Source organism: Sphingomonas ginsengisoli An et al. 2013, assembly GCF_009363895.1.
GTDB lineage: Bacteria > Pseudomonadota > Alphaproteobacteria > Sphingomonadales > Sphingomonadaceae > Sphingomicrobium > Sphingomicrobium ginsengisoli.
This window is the reverse complement of record NZ_CP045434.1, coordinates 1,878,500-1,892,757: the sequence shown is the minus strand read 5'-3', so window position 1 is coordinate 1,892,757 and position 14,258 is coordinate 1,878,500. Positions and strand designations below refer to the sequence as shown.

11 protein-coding genes and 1 pseudogene are annotated in these 14,258 nt (G+C 60.6%); 9 read left to right on the top strand and 3 right to left on the bottom strand.

The window, feature by feature from the left end; all coding sequences use genetic code 11:
• Positions 1-102: 102 nt before the first annotated feature.
• Positions 103-573 (bottom strand): MerR family transcriptional regulator, encoded by a 471-nt coding sequence (locus GCU42_RS09110; RefSeq protein WP_114227221.1) that lies wholly within the window; start codon positions 571-573, stop codon positions 103-105.
• 36 nt (positions 574-609) lie between these two features.
• On the opposite strand from GCU42_RS09110, the gene GCU42_RS09105 reads away from it, so the two are divergent.
• The 7 genes from GCU42_RS09105 (at position 610) to GCU42_RS09070 (ending at position 10,580) form a co-directional block, all read left to right on the top strand.
• Positions 610-1,263 (top strand): cation efflux transmembrane domain-containing protein, encoded by a 654-nt coding sequence (locus GCU42_RS09105; protein ID WP_114227799.1) that lies wholly within the window; start codon positions 610-612, stop codon positions 1,261-1,263.
• A gap of 1,422 nt (positions 1,264-2,685) precedes the next feature.
• The gene (locus GCU42_RS09095) at positions 2,686-3,951 is read left to right on the top strand and encodes a TolC family protein (protein WP_114227219.1); all 1,266 of its coding nucleotides are present in this window, start codon (positions 2,686-2,688) and stop codon (positions 3,949-3,951) included.
• Positions 3,893-5,203 (top strand): efflux RND transporter periplasmic adaptor subunit, encoded by a 1,311-nt coding sequence (locus tag GCU42_RS09090; protein ID WP_246165626.1) that lies wholly within the window; start codon positions 3,893-3,895, stop codon positions 5,201-5,203. The genes GCU42_RS09095 and GCU42_RS09090 overlap by 59 nt, the downstream gene beginning before the upstream one ends.
• Positions 5,204-5,208: 5 nt before the next feature.
• Complete coding sequence (locus GCU42_RS09085; protein WP_152569537.1) at positions 5,209-8,472, top strand: efflux RND transporter permease subunit; 3,264 nt, start codon at positions 5,209-5,211, stop codon at positions 8,470-8,472.
• A gap of 14 nt (positions 8,473-8,486) precedes the next feature.
• Positions 8,487-8,825, top strand: a complete 339-nt coding sequence (locus GCU42_RS09080; RefSeq protein WP_114227797.1) for a DUF190 domain-containing protein — start codon at positions 8,487-8,489, stop codon at positions 8,823-8,825.
• Between the two features lie 107 nt (positions 8,826-8,932).
• A complete protein-coding gene (locus GCU42_RS09075) occupies positions 8,933-9,889 on the top strand; it encodes a cation diffusion facilitator family transporter (RefSeq protein WP_114227796.1) in 957 nt (318 codons plus the stop codon).
• A gap of 4 nt (positions 9,890-9,893) precedes the next feature.
• Positions 9,894-10,580 carry a ZIP family metal transporter gene (locus GCU42_RS09070; protein ID WP_114227217.1) on the top strand — a complete coding sequence of 229 codons (687 nt, stop codon included), beginning with the start codon at positions 9,894-9,896 and terminating at the stop codon, positions 10,578-10,580.
• A 107-nt stretch (positions 10,581-10,687) separates the two neighbouring features.
• Here the strand turns inward: GCU42_RS09070 and GCU42_RS09065 are convergent, their stop codons facing one another.
• Both GCU42_RS09065 and GCU42_RS15645 read right to left on the bottom strand, forming a co-directional pair.
• Positions 10,688-11,704 carry a tyrosine-type recombinase/integrase gene (locus GCU42_RS09065; protein WP_114227216.1) on the bottom strand — a complete coding sequence of 339 codons (1,017 nt, stop codon included), beginning with the start codon at positions 11,702-11,704 and terminating at the stop codon, positions 10,688-10,690.
• A gap of 14 nt (positions 11,705-11,718) precedes the next feature.
• Positions 11,719-11,853, bottom strand: a pseudogene (locus GCU42_RS15645) (MerR family transcriptional regulator); the annotation flags it as partial.
• 177 nt (positions 11,854-12,030) lie between these two features.
• Here GCU42_RS15645 and GCU42_RS09055 point away from each other — a divergent pair.
• Together GCU42_RS09055 and GCU42_RS09050 are read left to right on the top strand one after the other, a co-directional pair.
• Positions 12,031-12,546, top strand: coding sequence for a hypothetical protein (locus GCU42_RS09055; protein ID WP_114227215.1), 516 nt, complete (start codon positions 12,031-12,033; stop codon positions 12,544-12,546).
• A 627-nt stretch (positions 12,547-13,173) separates the two neighbouring features.
• On the top strand, positions 13,174-14,241 hold the full coding sequence (locus GCU42_RS09050) for a PGN_0703 family putative restriction endonuclease (RefSeq protein WP_152569536.1): 1,068 nt from the start codon (positions 13,174-13,176) through the stop codon (positions 14,239-14,241).
• Positions 14,242-14,258 lie beyond the last annotated feature (17 nt).

The window sequence follows — 14,258 nt, the reverse complement described above, 5'->3', positions numbered from 1 at the left end:
TGTCCGAGCCACATTGGATTCGAATCTTGCTACCGTCGTGGCCGATAACAGAGTGTTTGATGCGATCATCTGGCCTTCGTACACCCTCTAGTAGCTAGAGGGTCAAGAAGTTTGCGACTCTCTCGCATTAGCAATTGGCCGAACTGGCGCTAGCGCTTCGAGAATCCTACAGTCCGCAACGATGTTGCGGCTGCACGAGTCGATCAAAGCATCAAGTTCGCCCGCGAGCGCAGTCAGATCGATGATCTTCCGCTCAATCTCGGCGCGATGCTGATTGGCGATCCGATCAACCGCCATGCACGATTGATCGCGTCTGTCCGCGAGACTCATGAGCTCGCGCACCTGTTCGATCGAAAAGCCAAGATCGCGCGCCCGTCGAATGAAAGACAAGTGGCGGAGGTGTCCTTCATCGTAGGTGCGATAGTTGGCAGCCGATCGTGCCGGCGCCGGCAACAAGCCAATTTGCTCGTAATAGCGGATCGTCTCCACCTTGGTCGCGGTCGCTCTCGCGAGCTTTCCGATTGTCAAATTCTCAAACACGGCACTTGACCCTCTAGCGACTACAAGGTGCATATGGGCGGTCAGATCGACTTTATCGAGGTAGCGAGCATGGCCTGCACAAGTTGTGCGTCCGAGACGGCGGGCACCCTCAACGACCCGAAGTGGCGGCGCGCCCTTTGGATTGCGCTTGCCATTAACGCTGGCATGTTCGCCGTTGAGCTCGTCGCCGGCATCGCGGGCGGATCGAAGGCGCTGCAAGCCGACGCGCTCGACTTCTTCGGTGACGCTGCGAACTACGCGATCAGCTTGGGCGTCGCCGGCATGGCGCTCGCGTGGCGCGCCAAGGCGGCGCTGCTCAAAGGTGCGACGCTGGCGCTGCTAGGGCTCTACGTCTTAATGGCGACGATATGGGCGGTCATGGGCGACCCGGTGCCGGAGGCCCGAGTGATGGGCGCCGTTGGGATTGTGGCGCTGCTTGCGAACGGTTTTGTCGCGATGATGCTCTACCGCTTCCGCACGGGCGACGCGAACATGCGGTCGGTCTGGATCTGCTCCCGCAACGATGCGATCGGCAACGTCGCCGTTGTGCTGGCGGCCGCGGGTGTGTTCGGGACCGGCACGGCCTGGCCTGACCTACTCGTAGCGAGCTTGATGGCGGCTCTTGGCTTGTGGGGTGGCTTCCAGATCATCCAGCAGGCATATGGAGAACTTGGCGAGGTCAAGAGCAACGCTTCGCCGGCCCCGCTACACCGCTCCCGGTAGCTGTCGTGAGCGGATTGTGCATCGGCTTCTCGGCTTGATTGTGCGCTGCGCCGATTGGCCCCCTCGAGAAGGCAGTGGCAGCCCAGCTGGGAGAGACCAGCGGCGATGCTGTCATCTGCGAGCACCGGCGCCTGGGGTCCCGGCCCGTCGTGACGGTCAGCATCGGAACCCAGTTGTCGAGGGCGCAAGCAGAGTGCCTCCTCGCGATCGCTCCGTCGATGTTTTGAGGAGTAACGGCCCTTTTACACCGAAGGACCTACTCTTCGGAACAACGACGACCTGAATTGAGGACCGCAGTCGAAGGACCCGGTCGCGGTTGCCGCCGGGAGCTACAAGTATGCCATGTGGGCAATGTACTAAATTTTCTACTGTGTACATCGCTCTAAAAATAACGTGCGCGTAGCAAGGCTTATGGACAGACCGATACCCCATGGGCGAGTGGGCAAGCCTACGTACGGCGATCCCACGTCGCTTTATGCCTTCGTCCGCAGAGCGCTTGGTCGAACCGGTGGGGTGATAGAAATTCGAGATTTGGCGGCGGCGTTTGAGTCAGGACCTGATTTGAAAGGCAGACTCAACAGCCGAGGCCTGAAAGGATTACTGACTAACATGATGCACAGTGGCGAGGTAGTTTTTGACGGTGACATGGTTCGAGCGACCTCACGTGCCCTGCGACGCCTTAAGCTGCACCCCGAGCCAGAACAATGAAAGTCAACCGGTCTTTAGTCGAAACGCTCGGCTGGATCGTCATCGGTTTAGTAATCGCTTTCGTGATAATCCTTGTGTGGCATTCACGCGACGTGAGCCGTCAGCTAGATATCGAGAATCAGCAAGATTCGCACATGATCAACTCGCAACTCTAAGGCCGCTTCTGCGCGCCTCAGCCTGGAAGCTCGAAAAGGCCAGTTGCATTGTCGCAAGAGGGTCCATTCACATCTCTCTTCGAAGTACGGCATTTGTAGTTCCACGCCCGAATTCAAAGCCATTGCTAGCCGCCGAGTAGCTGCTATGTGACGGCGGTGCGTTGGCTTCTAGCTATCCTTCTATCTGTGTTGCTCGCGTCCTCATTTGGAGCGGCAGCGATCGCGCACGTGGCAGAGCCGATTGGCTGTATCGACAAAGCTGAAGCTACCTTTGATGGCCACACAGCTGGCGATGCCGATGAGGGGCCTGCCGACAGTGAGAAAGGCTACGCACATCACCATGGCTCATGCCACGGCCACCAGGTAGGCGAGCCTGCCCGCACCTCTGGTTTCAAGCTGATCGACTTGGACTCTTCTTTCGCTTCGCAGCGACCAACAGATGTGCTCGCCTCAGCTGAATCAGAGAGCGATCTGAGGCCACCTATCGCCTGACAAGCCTGAGCACCCACGCGCTGCTTTGCGCCTGGGTTTTCCCGGTTCGTCAGGAGTCTCAATTGTTATGATCCGTTTCTTCGCGGCAGCATTTGCCGCAGGAGCGTACGCGTCGGCCGCGCAGGGGCAGCAAATGCCCTTGCCCGCAACGACTAATAGCGTTCAGCCGTTCAAACTCGAGCAGGCGCTAGCGCTCGGTGGGGCTCGCTCTGCATCGATTTCTGCGGGAGCTGCAGGGGTGCAGGCGGCGCGTGCTGGCCGCGGCCTAGCCTCTCTTCGCCCCAATCCAGAGATCAGCCTGGAAAGTGAGAACATCGGTGGTACCGGAGAGTATCGCGGCGTTCGGGGTGCTGAGACAACAGCTCGCATTGCCTTGCCGCTTGAACTTGGCGGCAAGCGCTCGGCCCGGGTCGCCTTGGCCGATGCGCAGGTCAGTCGCGCGCAAATCGCCGCCGGAATTGCTCTTGCCGACCTGACACTCACAATCCGGCAAACCTATGCTGCTGCCTTAGCTGCCGAGCGCCGTGTTGAAATCGCACAGGAGCAGGCGGCCTTGGCAACCGAGAGCGCCCTCGCTGCGCGAGCGAGAGTTTTCGCCGGAGCAGCGTCGCCGATCGAGCAGCAGCGAGCGGAGGTTTTGCGGCTCAATGCCGACACCGCGGTTGAGCGGGCTCAGCGAACGGCAGACGCTGCACGCTTGAACCTATCGCGCCTGGTTGGACAGCCGATCTCAGGCAGTCTGGACAGTGCGTGGTTCCAGCAGATCGGAACCTTTGGTCCTGTTGAGAGCATCGACGCTCGAGGCACGCTTGCACTTGCGCTCGCTTCAGCTGACGCTCGCATTGCCGGGTCTCAGCTCCGACTGGCTCGCGCTCAGCGCATTCCCGATGTGACAATCAGTGCTGGGGCACGAAGGCTTGAGGCAACGAACGACGTCGCTGCGGTCGTTGGTGTTGCCGTCGCAATTCCGTTGTTCAACAACGGCCGAGCGGCGATCGAACAAGCAAGTGCGCAGCTGACGCAAGCCGAAGCGCTTAGGCAGGTTGCTTTGCTGGAGGCGCAACAAACCATCAGCACGGCGCAAGCCGAGCTAGCAAACGCTGCCGCAGCGGCCAGGAATGCTGCAGGTCCGGCTTTAGTCGCCGCGACTGAGGCCGCTCGCATTGCCCGCATCGGCTATCGTGCAGGCAAGTTTAGCCAACTCGAGCTGATCGAGGCCGAACGAACCTTGTCTCAGACGAGATCGGACGCGGTGGACGCTCTTGCCGCATACCGTGATGCAGAAGCGCGCCTCGCCCGCCTCACAACTTCCTTCTCCAGTTCAGAAAGATAATCTGATGGAACCAATTTCTCCGACGGAGGGCACCACGGTTGCCTCGTCGCCCTCGCCGGCTGGTCTCAACGTAGTGACGCTCGTCCGGCAACGTCCATTTCTAGGCGGCGTCGCAGCTACGGCGCTTGTCGCCGGCCTGAGTGGATTCCTACTGGCCAAGTTTACAACCCAGAATTCTTCTGATGAAGTGTCGCAAGGCGCGCCAGCTGCGCAGACTAAGGCTGAACCACCGACACCGGACGCAATCAAACTGTCGGCACAGTTGGCGAAAGCAATGGGGGTGGTCACCGAGACTGTAAGCGCTGGCGGTCTTGCATCCGAGATCGTCTCGCAGGCAACCGTGACTCCCTCCGCGAGGGGCGAGGCGGTGATAACCGCCCGTGCTGCTGGGGCGGTCACCCGGATGCTGAAGCGACTTGGGGACGCGGTGCGCCGCGGTGAGACACTCGCCGTGGTGGAGAGCCGTGAAGCCGCGCAGATCAGCGCGGATCGATCGGCAGCGGCAGCCAAAGCGACCTTGGCTCAGCGCAATCTCTCGCGAGAGCGCTACCTTTACGGTCAGAAGGTATCCCCGAGGGTAGACCTTGAGCAAGCGCAGGCGGAAGCGGCTTCTGCGGCGGCTGAAGCTCGCCGCGCGAGCGTAGCGGCCGGAGCAGCCAACGTGAGCAGTGATGGTCGCAGCGTCATCATCGCCTCGCCGATCTCTGGCCGAGTAACGGGCGTAACAGCAAGGCTTGGGAGCTTCGTTCAGCCGGAAACGGAACTGTTCCGCGTTGCCGACCCAGCCGAGATTCAGATCGAAGCGGCGGTCAGCCCGCTTGATGCATCCCGACTGCGTGCTGGCGACCGAGCCGTCATCGAGTTGCCGGACGGCACTACGACCAACGGGCGGGTTCGCGCAGTGACCCCAACAATTAGTGGCGAGACCCGCACCGCCACGGCGGTGCTTGAAGCTATTTCAGGTCGCCTCCAACCCGGGCTGGCCGTTCGAGTTCGCCTACTACCAAGTCAGGCGGGCGGCGCGGCGAACGGGATCGTAGTCCCCGAAGAAGCGGTGCAATCGCTCAACGGGCGGGATGTGGTCTTTGTCCGCACCCCGACCGGCTTCAAGGCCGTTTCGGTCTCTACAGGTCAGCGCAGCGCTGGCCGAGTTACGATTCTCTCAGGGCTTACGCCCGGACAATCGATTGCTACCAAGAACGCTTTCCTGCTCAAGGCCGAACTCGCCAAGGGCGCAGGCGAGGAGGAGTAAGGTTCATGATCGCGAGCCTTATGGGTCTTTCCGTCCGCGCCCGCTGGGCGGTGGTGCTTCTATTTCTCGTGGTTGCTGCAATCGGTGCTTGGCAGCTTACCAGGCTGCCAATCGATGCCGTGCCAGACATCACCAACAAGCAGGTGCAGATTAACACAGTTGAGCCTGGCCTCTCACCGATCGAAATCGAAAAGCGGGTGACGTTTCCGGTCGAGACGGCGCTAGCCGGAATCCCGGGGCTAGAGACCACCCGCTCGTTGTCACGCAACGGCTTCAGTCAGGTGTCGGCGATCTTCACGGAGGGGACTGACCTATACTTCGCGCGCCAGCAAGTAAGCGAGCGGCTGACTCAGGCGCGAGATACACTTCCCGAGGGAGTGCAGCCCCAGATTGGTCCGGTAACCACGGGTCTTGGCGAAGTGCTGATGTACTCGGTCGATTTCGCGAACCCCGGAGGGCGCGGCGCGAAGGTACAAGATGGGCAGCCTGGCTGGCAGTCTGACGGCAGTTTTCTAACCCCCGAGGGTCAGCGTCTCACCGACGATGTCAGCCGGGCCGCCTATCTCCGTACAGTCCAGGACTGGATCATCCGACCCCAGCTACGGACCGTCTCCGGGGTCGCGGGCATCGACTCCATCGGCGGCTACGCCAAGCAGTATGTCGTCGAACCCGACCCGGTGAAGCTGTCGACGTACGGAATCTCCTTCTCTGAGCTGGCGAAGGCTCTTGAAGCAGCCAACCTTTCAGTTGGTGCCAATTACTTCAACCGCGGGGGCGAGGCTTTTCTCGTGCGGGCCGACGCTCGTATTCGCGACATCGACGAGATTGCGGACGCGATCGTAGCTACCCGCGGCGGCGTACCTGTAGCGGTCAAGGATATCGCCAACGTGCACGTCGGCGGTGAGCTGCGAACCGGTGCGGCCAGCATGAATGGTCACGAAGCCGTTATCGGCACGGCATTGATGCTGATCGGTGAGAATAGCCGGATCGTGGCGCGTGCCGTGGGCGAGAAGCTGGACGGCCTGACCAAGTCACTCCCGCCCGGCGTCAAGGTGACCACCGTGCTGGACCGGTCGAAATTGGTCAATGCGACGGTTGCGACCGTGCAGCGCAACCTTACCGAAGGTGCCATACTTGTTGCCGTCTCCCTGTTCGTCCTGCTCGGCAACTGGCGAGCGGCGTTCATCGCAGTGCTGGTTATTCCCTTCTCGTTCCTGATGATGGCGATGGGGATGAATGCATTTCGAGTTCCTGGAAACTTGATGAGCCTTGGAGCGCTCGATTTCGGTCTGATTGTCGACGGAGCCGTCATCATCATCGAAAACTGCCTTGCTCGGCTTGCGAGCAGACAGGAGCACGAGGGACGACTTCTTACTCTCCGCGAGCGTCTCGAGGAAACGATGCGAGGGTCGCAGGAGATGATCAAGCCGACTGTCTTCGGACAGGCAATCATCCTGCTCGCTTTTGCGCCACTCCTCATGTTCACGGGCGTCGAAGGCAAGACGTTCTCGCCAATGGCGATCACGATCATGCTTGCGCTTGTTGCCGCGTTCATCCTGGCAATTACCTTCGTTCCGGCAATGGTGGCGCTGCTAATGCGCGGCAAGGTGTCGGAAAAAGACGTGTGGCTTATACGTCAAACCAAACGGCGTTATGCACCCCTGCTCGACAAGGCTGTCGCCCGCCCATGGCCGTTCATCATCGGCGGCTTCGCCTTCTTCCTGGCATGCATTCCGGCCTTCTCGCTGCTCGGGCAGGAGTTTATCCCTCAGCTCGACGAGAAGAACGTCGCTTTAGCTTCAACCCGTGTCCCCAGCGTTTCTCTGGACCAGTCACTGGCGATGCAGCGTGGGGTCGAACGGGCGGTTACAAGCCTTCCAGAAGTGGCCTTGATGTTCTCGAAGACGGGTACTGCTGAAGTGGCGACTGACCCGATGCCGCAGAATGTTTCGGATGGCTTTGTCATCCTCAAACCCCAGGACGAGTGGCCTGCGGGCGTCGAAGCGAAGGCCGACGTCCTTGAACGCATTGAGAAGAAGACGGGCAGCAGGTTGGGACAGACCTATGAGGTGAGTCAGCCAATCCAGCTGCGCTTCAACGAGCTGATCGCGGGCGTGCGCGGCGATGTCGCAATCAAACTCTACGGTGACGATCTCGATAAGATGGGTGCTGCTGCCGCGCAGATTGTTCGCGTTTTGCAAGGCATTTCAGGCGCAGCCGACGTCAAAGCGGAGCAGACCAGCGGCTCACCGACCTTGGATGTCCGGTTCGATCGGGCAGCCATCGCCCGTTACGCGCTCACCATCGAGGAAGTGGCGGACACAGTGGCAGCCGCAATGGGAGGGCGCGATGCCGGGCTGCTGTTTGAAGGGGACCGTCGGTTCGAGGTCGTCGTGCGGGTTCCAGAAGTTACGCGCGAGAGCCTCGATGCGTTGGCCGCATTGCCGGTGCTCTTGCCGGGCGAAGGCGGCCGGCGCTCCTCGATTCCTCTTTCTTCGGTGGCGCAATTCCGGTTCAGCGAAGGCTTGAATCAGATCAGCCGCGAAAACGGCAAGCGGCGCGTCGTCATTCAAACGAATGTGCGAGGTCGCGATGTTGGGTCGTTTGTCGCGGAGGCGAAAGCCAAGGTTGATAAGGTGACACTGCCCACCGGTTCGTACCTGGAGTGGGGTGGGCAGTTCCAAAACCTGCAGGACGCAAGCAGAAGGCTGGCGATCGTGGTGCCACTTTGCTTTCTTGCCATCTTCGGACTGCTTTACATGGCTCTGGGTGGATTCGCGCGAGCCGGTGCGGTTTTCCTTGCGGTGCCCCTCGGCCTTGCCGGAGGTGTATTCACCCTGGCCGTTACGGGCATCTCGTTTTCCGTGTCAGCAGCAGTTGGCTTTATCTGCTTGGCCGGGGTGGCCGTGCTGAACGGGCTCGTCGTTATGACGGCGATTAGAGAGCAGTCAGAAAATGGAGCTTCGCTTGATCGGGCCATCATCGATGGCTGCATCGAGAAGATGCGTGCCGTGGTAATGACCGGTTTCGTGCCGGCAATCGGCTTTGTACCCATGGCGCTGGCGCACGGCACCGGTGCCGAGGTGCAGAAGCCGTTGGCCACCGTCGTCATCGGCGGGCTGATTGCTGCCACCGTTCTTACCCTCCTCGTCCTCCCAGCCCTCGCGCGCGTGGTGCTCGGGTGGGGTGAGAAGAAAGAGAGGGACCGAACCGTCGAACAGCCTAGAGTTGAATCGACGAGCCCACCTGCTGGATCCGTTCTGGCGTGACAATGGAGGTGCGCATGAACAGTGCCATCAAGCTACTTCGGATCTACACCGACGAGGCTGAATTCTACGGCGACCGAAAGGTCTTCGAGGTGGTCGCCACCCGCGCCCGCGAGGCCGGTATGGCCGGGGTGACAGTGCTGCAGGCGCTGTTCGGTTTTGGCCGCACGGCGCATGTGCATCGTCGACATGTTCTTGAGGACGATCAATCGCTGGTAGTTGAAATCGTCGATCGCGAGGACCGACTCCGTGCATTCGTTACAGCAATCCGAGAGGTCTCTGGCGTAGCTCTGATCACCCTCGAGGCCGTCGAGGTGATCGGGGGTGAGGCTGCAGCCGCCATCAGCAAAATGTGAGAAAAGTCGCCCGGATAGATTTGGTGAGGTGTCCCAAGTCGGCATGAGAAACTCGCTATCAACCGGCTGCTGAGCCGGTCGATGAGAACATATTGGAGTACTCCGAAGTGCATGACCATACCCATGCCAGTCACGCCGACGAAGATCACCATGACCATGGGCCGGGCGGCCATGGGCATAGCCACGCTCCAAAGAGTTTTGGCCGCGCGTTTGCAATCGGTACAGCGCTCAACATGGGATTCGTCCTCGTTGAGGCCGGCTACGGTATCACCGCCGGTTCGATGGCCCTCCTTGCCGATGCTGGGCATAATCTAAGCGACGTGCTCGGCCTGCTCATCGCTTGGGGTGCCGCGACGTTAGGCAAACGAGTGCCGAAGGGCCGCTATACTTATGGGTTCCGCAGCTCGTCGATCCTTGCAGCTTTCTTGAACGCGCTCCTGCTGCTTGTCGCGATTGTCGTAATCGCGGTTGAGGCTATTCGCCGCTTTTCGGACCCACAGCCCGTCGCTGGCGGAACGGTGATGATTGTTGCTGGCATAGGCATCGTCATCAACACCGTCACCGCGCTCCTCTTCATGTCTGGCCGCAAAGGCGATCTCAATATCCGCGGCGCTTTCCTTCACATGGCGGCGGATGCCGCCGTTTCTGCAGGAGTCGTGGTCGCGGGATTCGTTATCCTTCGAACCGGCTTGAACTGGATCGACCCAGTCACCAGCCTCGTCATCGTCGTACTAATTGCTGCCGGAACTTGGGGGCTGCTTCGCGACTCGGTAAACTTGAGCTTGCAGGCAGCTCCGCCAGGCATGGATTTGGATGAGATCGGCGGCTTTTTGCGTGCCCAAGCTCGAGTGGAGGCTCTCCATGACCTTCACGTCTGGCCGATGAGCACGACTGAAACAGCACTCACGGTCCACCTGCTCATGCCGACCGGCTATCCAGGCGACATCTACACTGTCGAAATTGCCGCGAGGCTGAAGGCAAAGTTCGGCATCGACCATGCCACCATTCAAATAGAAACCGATTCAACCACGCCCTGTGAGCTTGAGTCCGATAAGGTTGTTTGAAGCCGTGCAGGCTGTTGCATATACCCTGATCCCACTTGCTGCTGTGCTGCTTGGCTCGCTGTTTGCCGTATTTAGGCGTTCAAGCGAGGCCGTCGTCAGTGCAATGCAACATCTCGCTGCCGGCGTGGTATTTGCGGCTGCAGCGGCCGAGATCCTACCTCAGGTCATGCACGAGGGATCTCCTGTCGCGACCTTCGTTGGTGGAGCGCTCGGCGTTTCCCTCATGCTGTCGCTCAAAGCCATGGAGGGGCGCGCCGAGGGGCCGCTTGCAATGTTGGGGGCAGTTGGAGTTGATATCTTAATCGATGGCCTAGTCCTTGGGTTAGCGTTTGTTGCAGGTGAAAAAGCCGGCGTCCTGTTGACGATTGCCCTGACGCTCGAGGTGCTCTTCCTCGGTCTCACGGTGACGACGGAACTTAAGGAAACAACTCGCTCTAAAGCTCGAATTGTTGGCACTAGTCTTGGCATCGCGATGCTTCTTCCTATCGGTGCGGCACTGGCCACGCCGGTAGCGAACTTTCCTCCAGTTATAATCGCCGGTTTTCTGAGCTTCGGCCTCATGGCCCTGCTTTATCTCGTAACTGAGGAACTGCTGGTAGAGGCGCATGAGAAACCTGACAGCCCGCTTATCAGCGCCATGTTTTTCATCGGCTTCTTGGGGCTGCTACTGATCGAGGAGCTACTGGGCTGACTTTTTGCGCCGCCGCTGCAAGCTAGGAGGCCAGTCCCGAGAGCGGACGGCCTGCTCTCGGTCTAAAGCGGACGCTTGCGCCTCGCATTCTGCTTTCCGAAGGGAAGCTACGCTGGCGAGCTTCCGTTGATGGCTGCTGCCTCGTTGCGAGCGGCGCGAAGGTTAGTCGAGACGCCGCGCAGGTACGTCGGTGAAAAACGGGCATAGTGCTTCTGGGTCGTCCGGTCGTCGTCGTGACCCATAAACTGTGCGAGCTCCGCCATCGGAGTGCCGCGCTCCGCCGCCCACACTGCTCCAGTGTGCCGCAGGGTGTATGGCGTCACATGAACCTGGCTCCTTTCGGAAGCTGCCTGGAAAGCCTTCTTGATACTGGCAATCCTCTTACCGCCGCGCTCAACCACGTAACTGCTTTGCGCTCCCTCTCGGGCTCGTTTCAGCAACGCCAATGTATCATCGTCCAGAGCGACGATCGGGCGACGCTTCTTCGTCTGTCGCCGACCCGGCGGGTTGAGGTTCAGGGTGCCGTGTTCCCAGTCGATCTGCGGCCAGGTAAGCTCAAGAATTGCGCTCGGACGTGCCATGGTTGCCAGGGCGAGCTCGACGTATAAGCGCGCGTGCTCGGCCCGCACTTCTGCGAACCACTTGCCGAACTCTTGCGGCGTGAGATGCTTCATGCCGCGCTCGGGTGCCGCTGGTCGCCAGATGTCCGGTGCCTTCTCGATCAGGTTCTGCTTTACGGCCCACCGCAGGGCAACCGCGAGCATCGACAACTCGTAGCGAGTAGTCGAAGCCGACCGACTCCGGCGACGCACATATTCCCGCGCCATCTCATCATCGATCATGCCCGGATCGACCCGGTCCCAATAAGGCGCCATCGCCTTCCACGCGTCCCGCTGGCGTGCCGTTGAGATGATGCCGGCGAGCTCGCGAGCGTCGATGTAGGCCGCGACTAAACCGCCGACCGTGCTGGCTGCGCCAGTGTTGCGCTTCCACCACGCACGCGCCTCCGCTTCCGCGGTGGGGCGATCGGCAGCTTCAAGGGTGTATCGGTGCCGCTTGCCAGCTTCGTCATGCCAGACGATGGCGTAACCGCCGCGAAGTCGCTGGACTGAATATCTTTCCATTCGAAACGCCTGACCTCCTCGGCGGGGATGCGGATGAGAGAGCCGATCCGGAAACTTCCCAGTTCACCGGTCGCGATCAGTTTGCGGATGGCGCCCTCGGAGCAGCCCCATTCGCCGGCCAGAGAGGAAACCGTGTACGCGCGCGTCACGACCGTTCTCCGAGCAAGCGCATGGGTGCAGCACGAAGGACTTGCACGGTGACCGGCGGCCTCGCTTGGCGGACGGTGAGGGCTGTTGCTAAGGGATGATGACGCACGTTATCGGCCATTGCTGTATCGACTTACGTGTATGTAATAAGTTCTTCACCGCCGACAAGAGGCATTTGCTTGAAGAAGTCTCGGCCCATCATCCAGGTCATGCTTCGGCCGGTGTTCCAGCAGGCCCTGCGCGCGCGGGCGGAGGAACTCGGCATCACCGAAGCCGAGGCCGTGTCCCGGCTTGTCGAGCAGGGACTTCAGCCCTTTCTGGAGCCGGGTACCGAGCTGGATCAGGCTCGTGCCGAGCGGCAGCTGCTCGACGTGACTGCAGAGCTTGCAAGAGATGAAGTCAGCACGATGTCTGTCTGGAATGAGCGCCTTACTCTTGCCGTGTTCGAGCGGATCAGGCTCGAGCACCGTCCTCTCTATGAGCTTGCTATCCAGGGTGGTTATCGAGACGCCGTCAATCGGCGTGTCGCCCGTCAGATCAAAAGTGCCGTAGGAGCCCAGGTGCTGAAACGTGGCGATAGGCCCGCGATGGCAAGAGTTCCGCGCGGATCGGAAGCGCTGATCGGCGACTTCACATTGCTCTGCGCTCCCGCGGACTGGACTTCATCTTCCTCCCACCTGAAGCCAGATGCCTAACTTTCCAAAATAGGAACCTCAACTTTCGTGCTTGGCAGGCAGCCTTCGTAGAAGCTCGCTGGTAGGACGAGCCTAGCGTCGTCCTGACATGTGAGCGGCGCAGATCCATCCCTCGGCCCTTCACCGATGACAACATCAACTTTCGAGGCTCGAGCTGTCAACTTTCAATGCGCAAACCGGCGTGAGGCGCCTAGGCCGACCCCAACTCAACGGGCGTGAAGGCGAGGCCATAATGTGGACGATAAACGCTGTGGGAGTTGGCTCCCATGAGCTGCTCGGACAGAAGGCGAAGCACTATATTCCGCATTCCGCATAACCCCCCACTCCCTCCTACCACCTTAACCTCCTACCTATACCTTCAACCTGCACCACCAACCTTATCCCCTCTCTCAACTTCCTTATCTAACCACCCTCTGCATCCTCCCTTCTGCTTCTTCCCCGTAGCCCTGCCACAATCGATGTGTCCGGCGGTCCGCGCAGTCGTAACAGCCTGCGCCGCAGCCCCAGCCTCACAGGTCGGTCGATCGGAGATGGAGTTCGGCCCTCAAGTTCGGGGCGGAAGCACGATCCTCCTGCACTGCGTGAATCCTCCTCGAAAGGCCGGCCGCGGCCTGGGCAGAAAGGATCATGTTGATGGGCATTCGGCGAACGGGCCACTATCGCCAGCTTCCGCTGGTGCCAGAAGCGCTGCTTCGTCAGCACCGGGTCTACGAGAAGCATGATCATCGCTTCCGTGCCTGCGCCCGCCTCCTTCAGGCACTCTGGCGCCAGGAACAAGGTCTGCCAATGGGCACCCACATCGGCCGGAACGGGCAGCGCAAGATTGGCTCGCTCCTCGGTGGCGCCGCTGCCGCGGCCGGGCGCAACTTCCTCACGCCGGACGTAGCTCTGCTCGCGCGCCGCGAAGTCATCTACCAGGAAGTGGGGGCGCTAATCGAGCGCCAGCGCCTGTTCGGCAATCTGCTCAGTAGCATGCCGCTTGCCTTCAACCTCTTCGCTCCCCTTCGTTTCGATCTCGAATTTGCTGCACGTGTCGTCCGCAGCCTCATTCCCGACATCGACCTCGCCCGAGTGGTCGAAGTCTGGTTCGAGCACAGCCCCGGCCGCAGCCGCCCCGAGTTCACCGAGGACCGAACGGCCTTTGACGTGGCAATCGTCTACGAGCGCCGCGACGGGCAGAGAGGGCTCCTAGCAATCGAGCAGAAGTATTCTGAAGGCACCGACGCCGCGGTTGGCGAACACCGCCATCGTTACGGCGAACTCGCCCGTTCATCCGAAATGTACAAAAACCCGATGCATGGTGTCCTGCGCACCGGCCCGTGCCAGCAGCTTTTCCGAGAGCACCTGCTGACGGTCGCGGCGACGCAGGGCGGTGCCTACGCCGAAGCCCGCTTCGTGTTGATCGCGCCTCGCCACAACCACCTGATCCAGCAGGGCGCGGCACTTTACGCTTCCATGCTGACGGAACCCCAGCCTGGCTCCGTGCCCTTCATCAATCTTGAGCTTGAACGGGTGATCGAAGCAATCGCCTGGGCTGGCCAGCTCGACTATGCCCAGATCCTCTACGATCGATACTGCAACTGGCTCAAAGTCGACCTCGCAGTCGAGGACGCACTTCGTGCCGACGCCGCGGCCTGGTCCAAGCCGGCACGGGCAAAGCCCGCCGCGCTTCCTGTCCTCGCCGCTGCCGCCTAGCCCGACGCAGGGCAGGG

Bases quoted from the DNA above. Each gene is read 5' to 3' on its own strand.
- GCU42_RS09065 (WP_114227216.1), bottom strand. From the start codon at position 11,704: ATGGAAAGATATTCAGTCCAGCGACTTCGCGGCGGTTACGCCATCGTC.
- GCU42_RS09110 (WP_114227221.1), bottom strand. From the start codon at position 573: ATGCACCTTGTAGTCGCTAGAGGGTCAAGTGCCGTGTTTGAGAATTTG.
- GCU42_RS09085 (WP_152569537.1), top strand. From the start codon at position 5,209: ATGATCGCGAGCCTTATGGGTCTTTCCGTCCGCGCCCGCTGGGCGGTG.
- GCU42_RS09095 (WP_114227219.1), top strand. From the start codon at position 2,686: ATGATCCGTTTCTTCGCGGCAGCATTTGCCGCAGGAGCGTACGCGTCG.
- GCU42_RS09105 (WP_114227799.1), top strand. From the start codon at position 610: ATGGCCTGCACAAGTTGTGCGTCCGAGACGGCGGGCACCCTCAACGAC.
- GCU42_RS09050 (WP_152569536.1), top strand. From the start codon at position 13,174: ATGTTGATGGGCATTCGGCGAACGGGCCACTATCGCCAGCTTCCGCTG.
- GCU42_RS09080 (WP_114227797.1), top strand. From the start codon at position 8,487: ATGAACAGTGCCATCAAGCTACTTCGGATCTACACCGACGAGGCTGAA.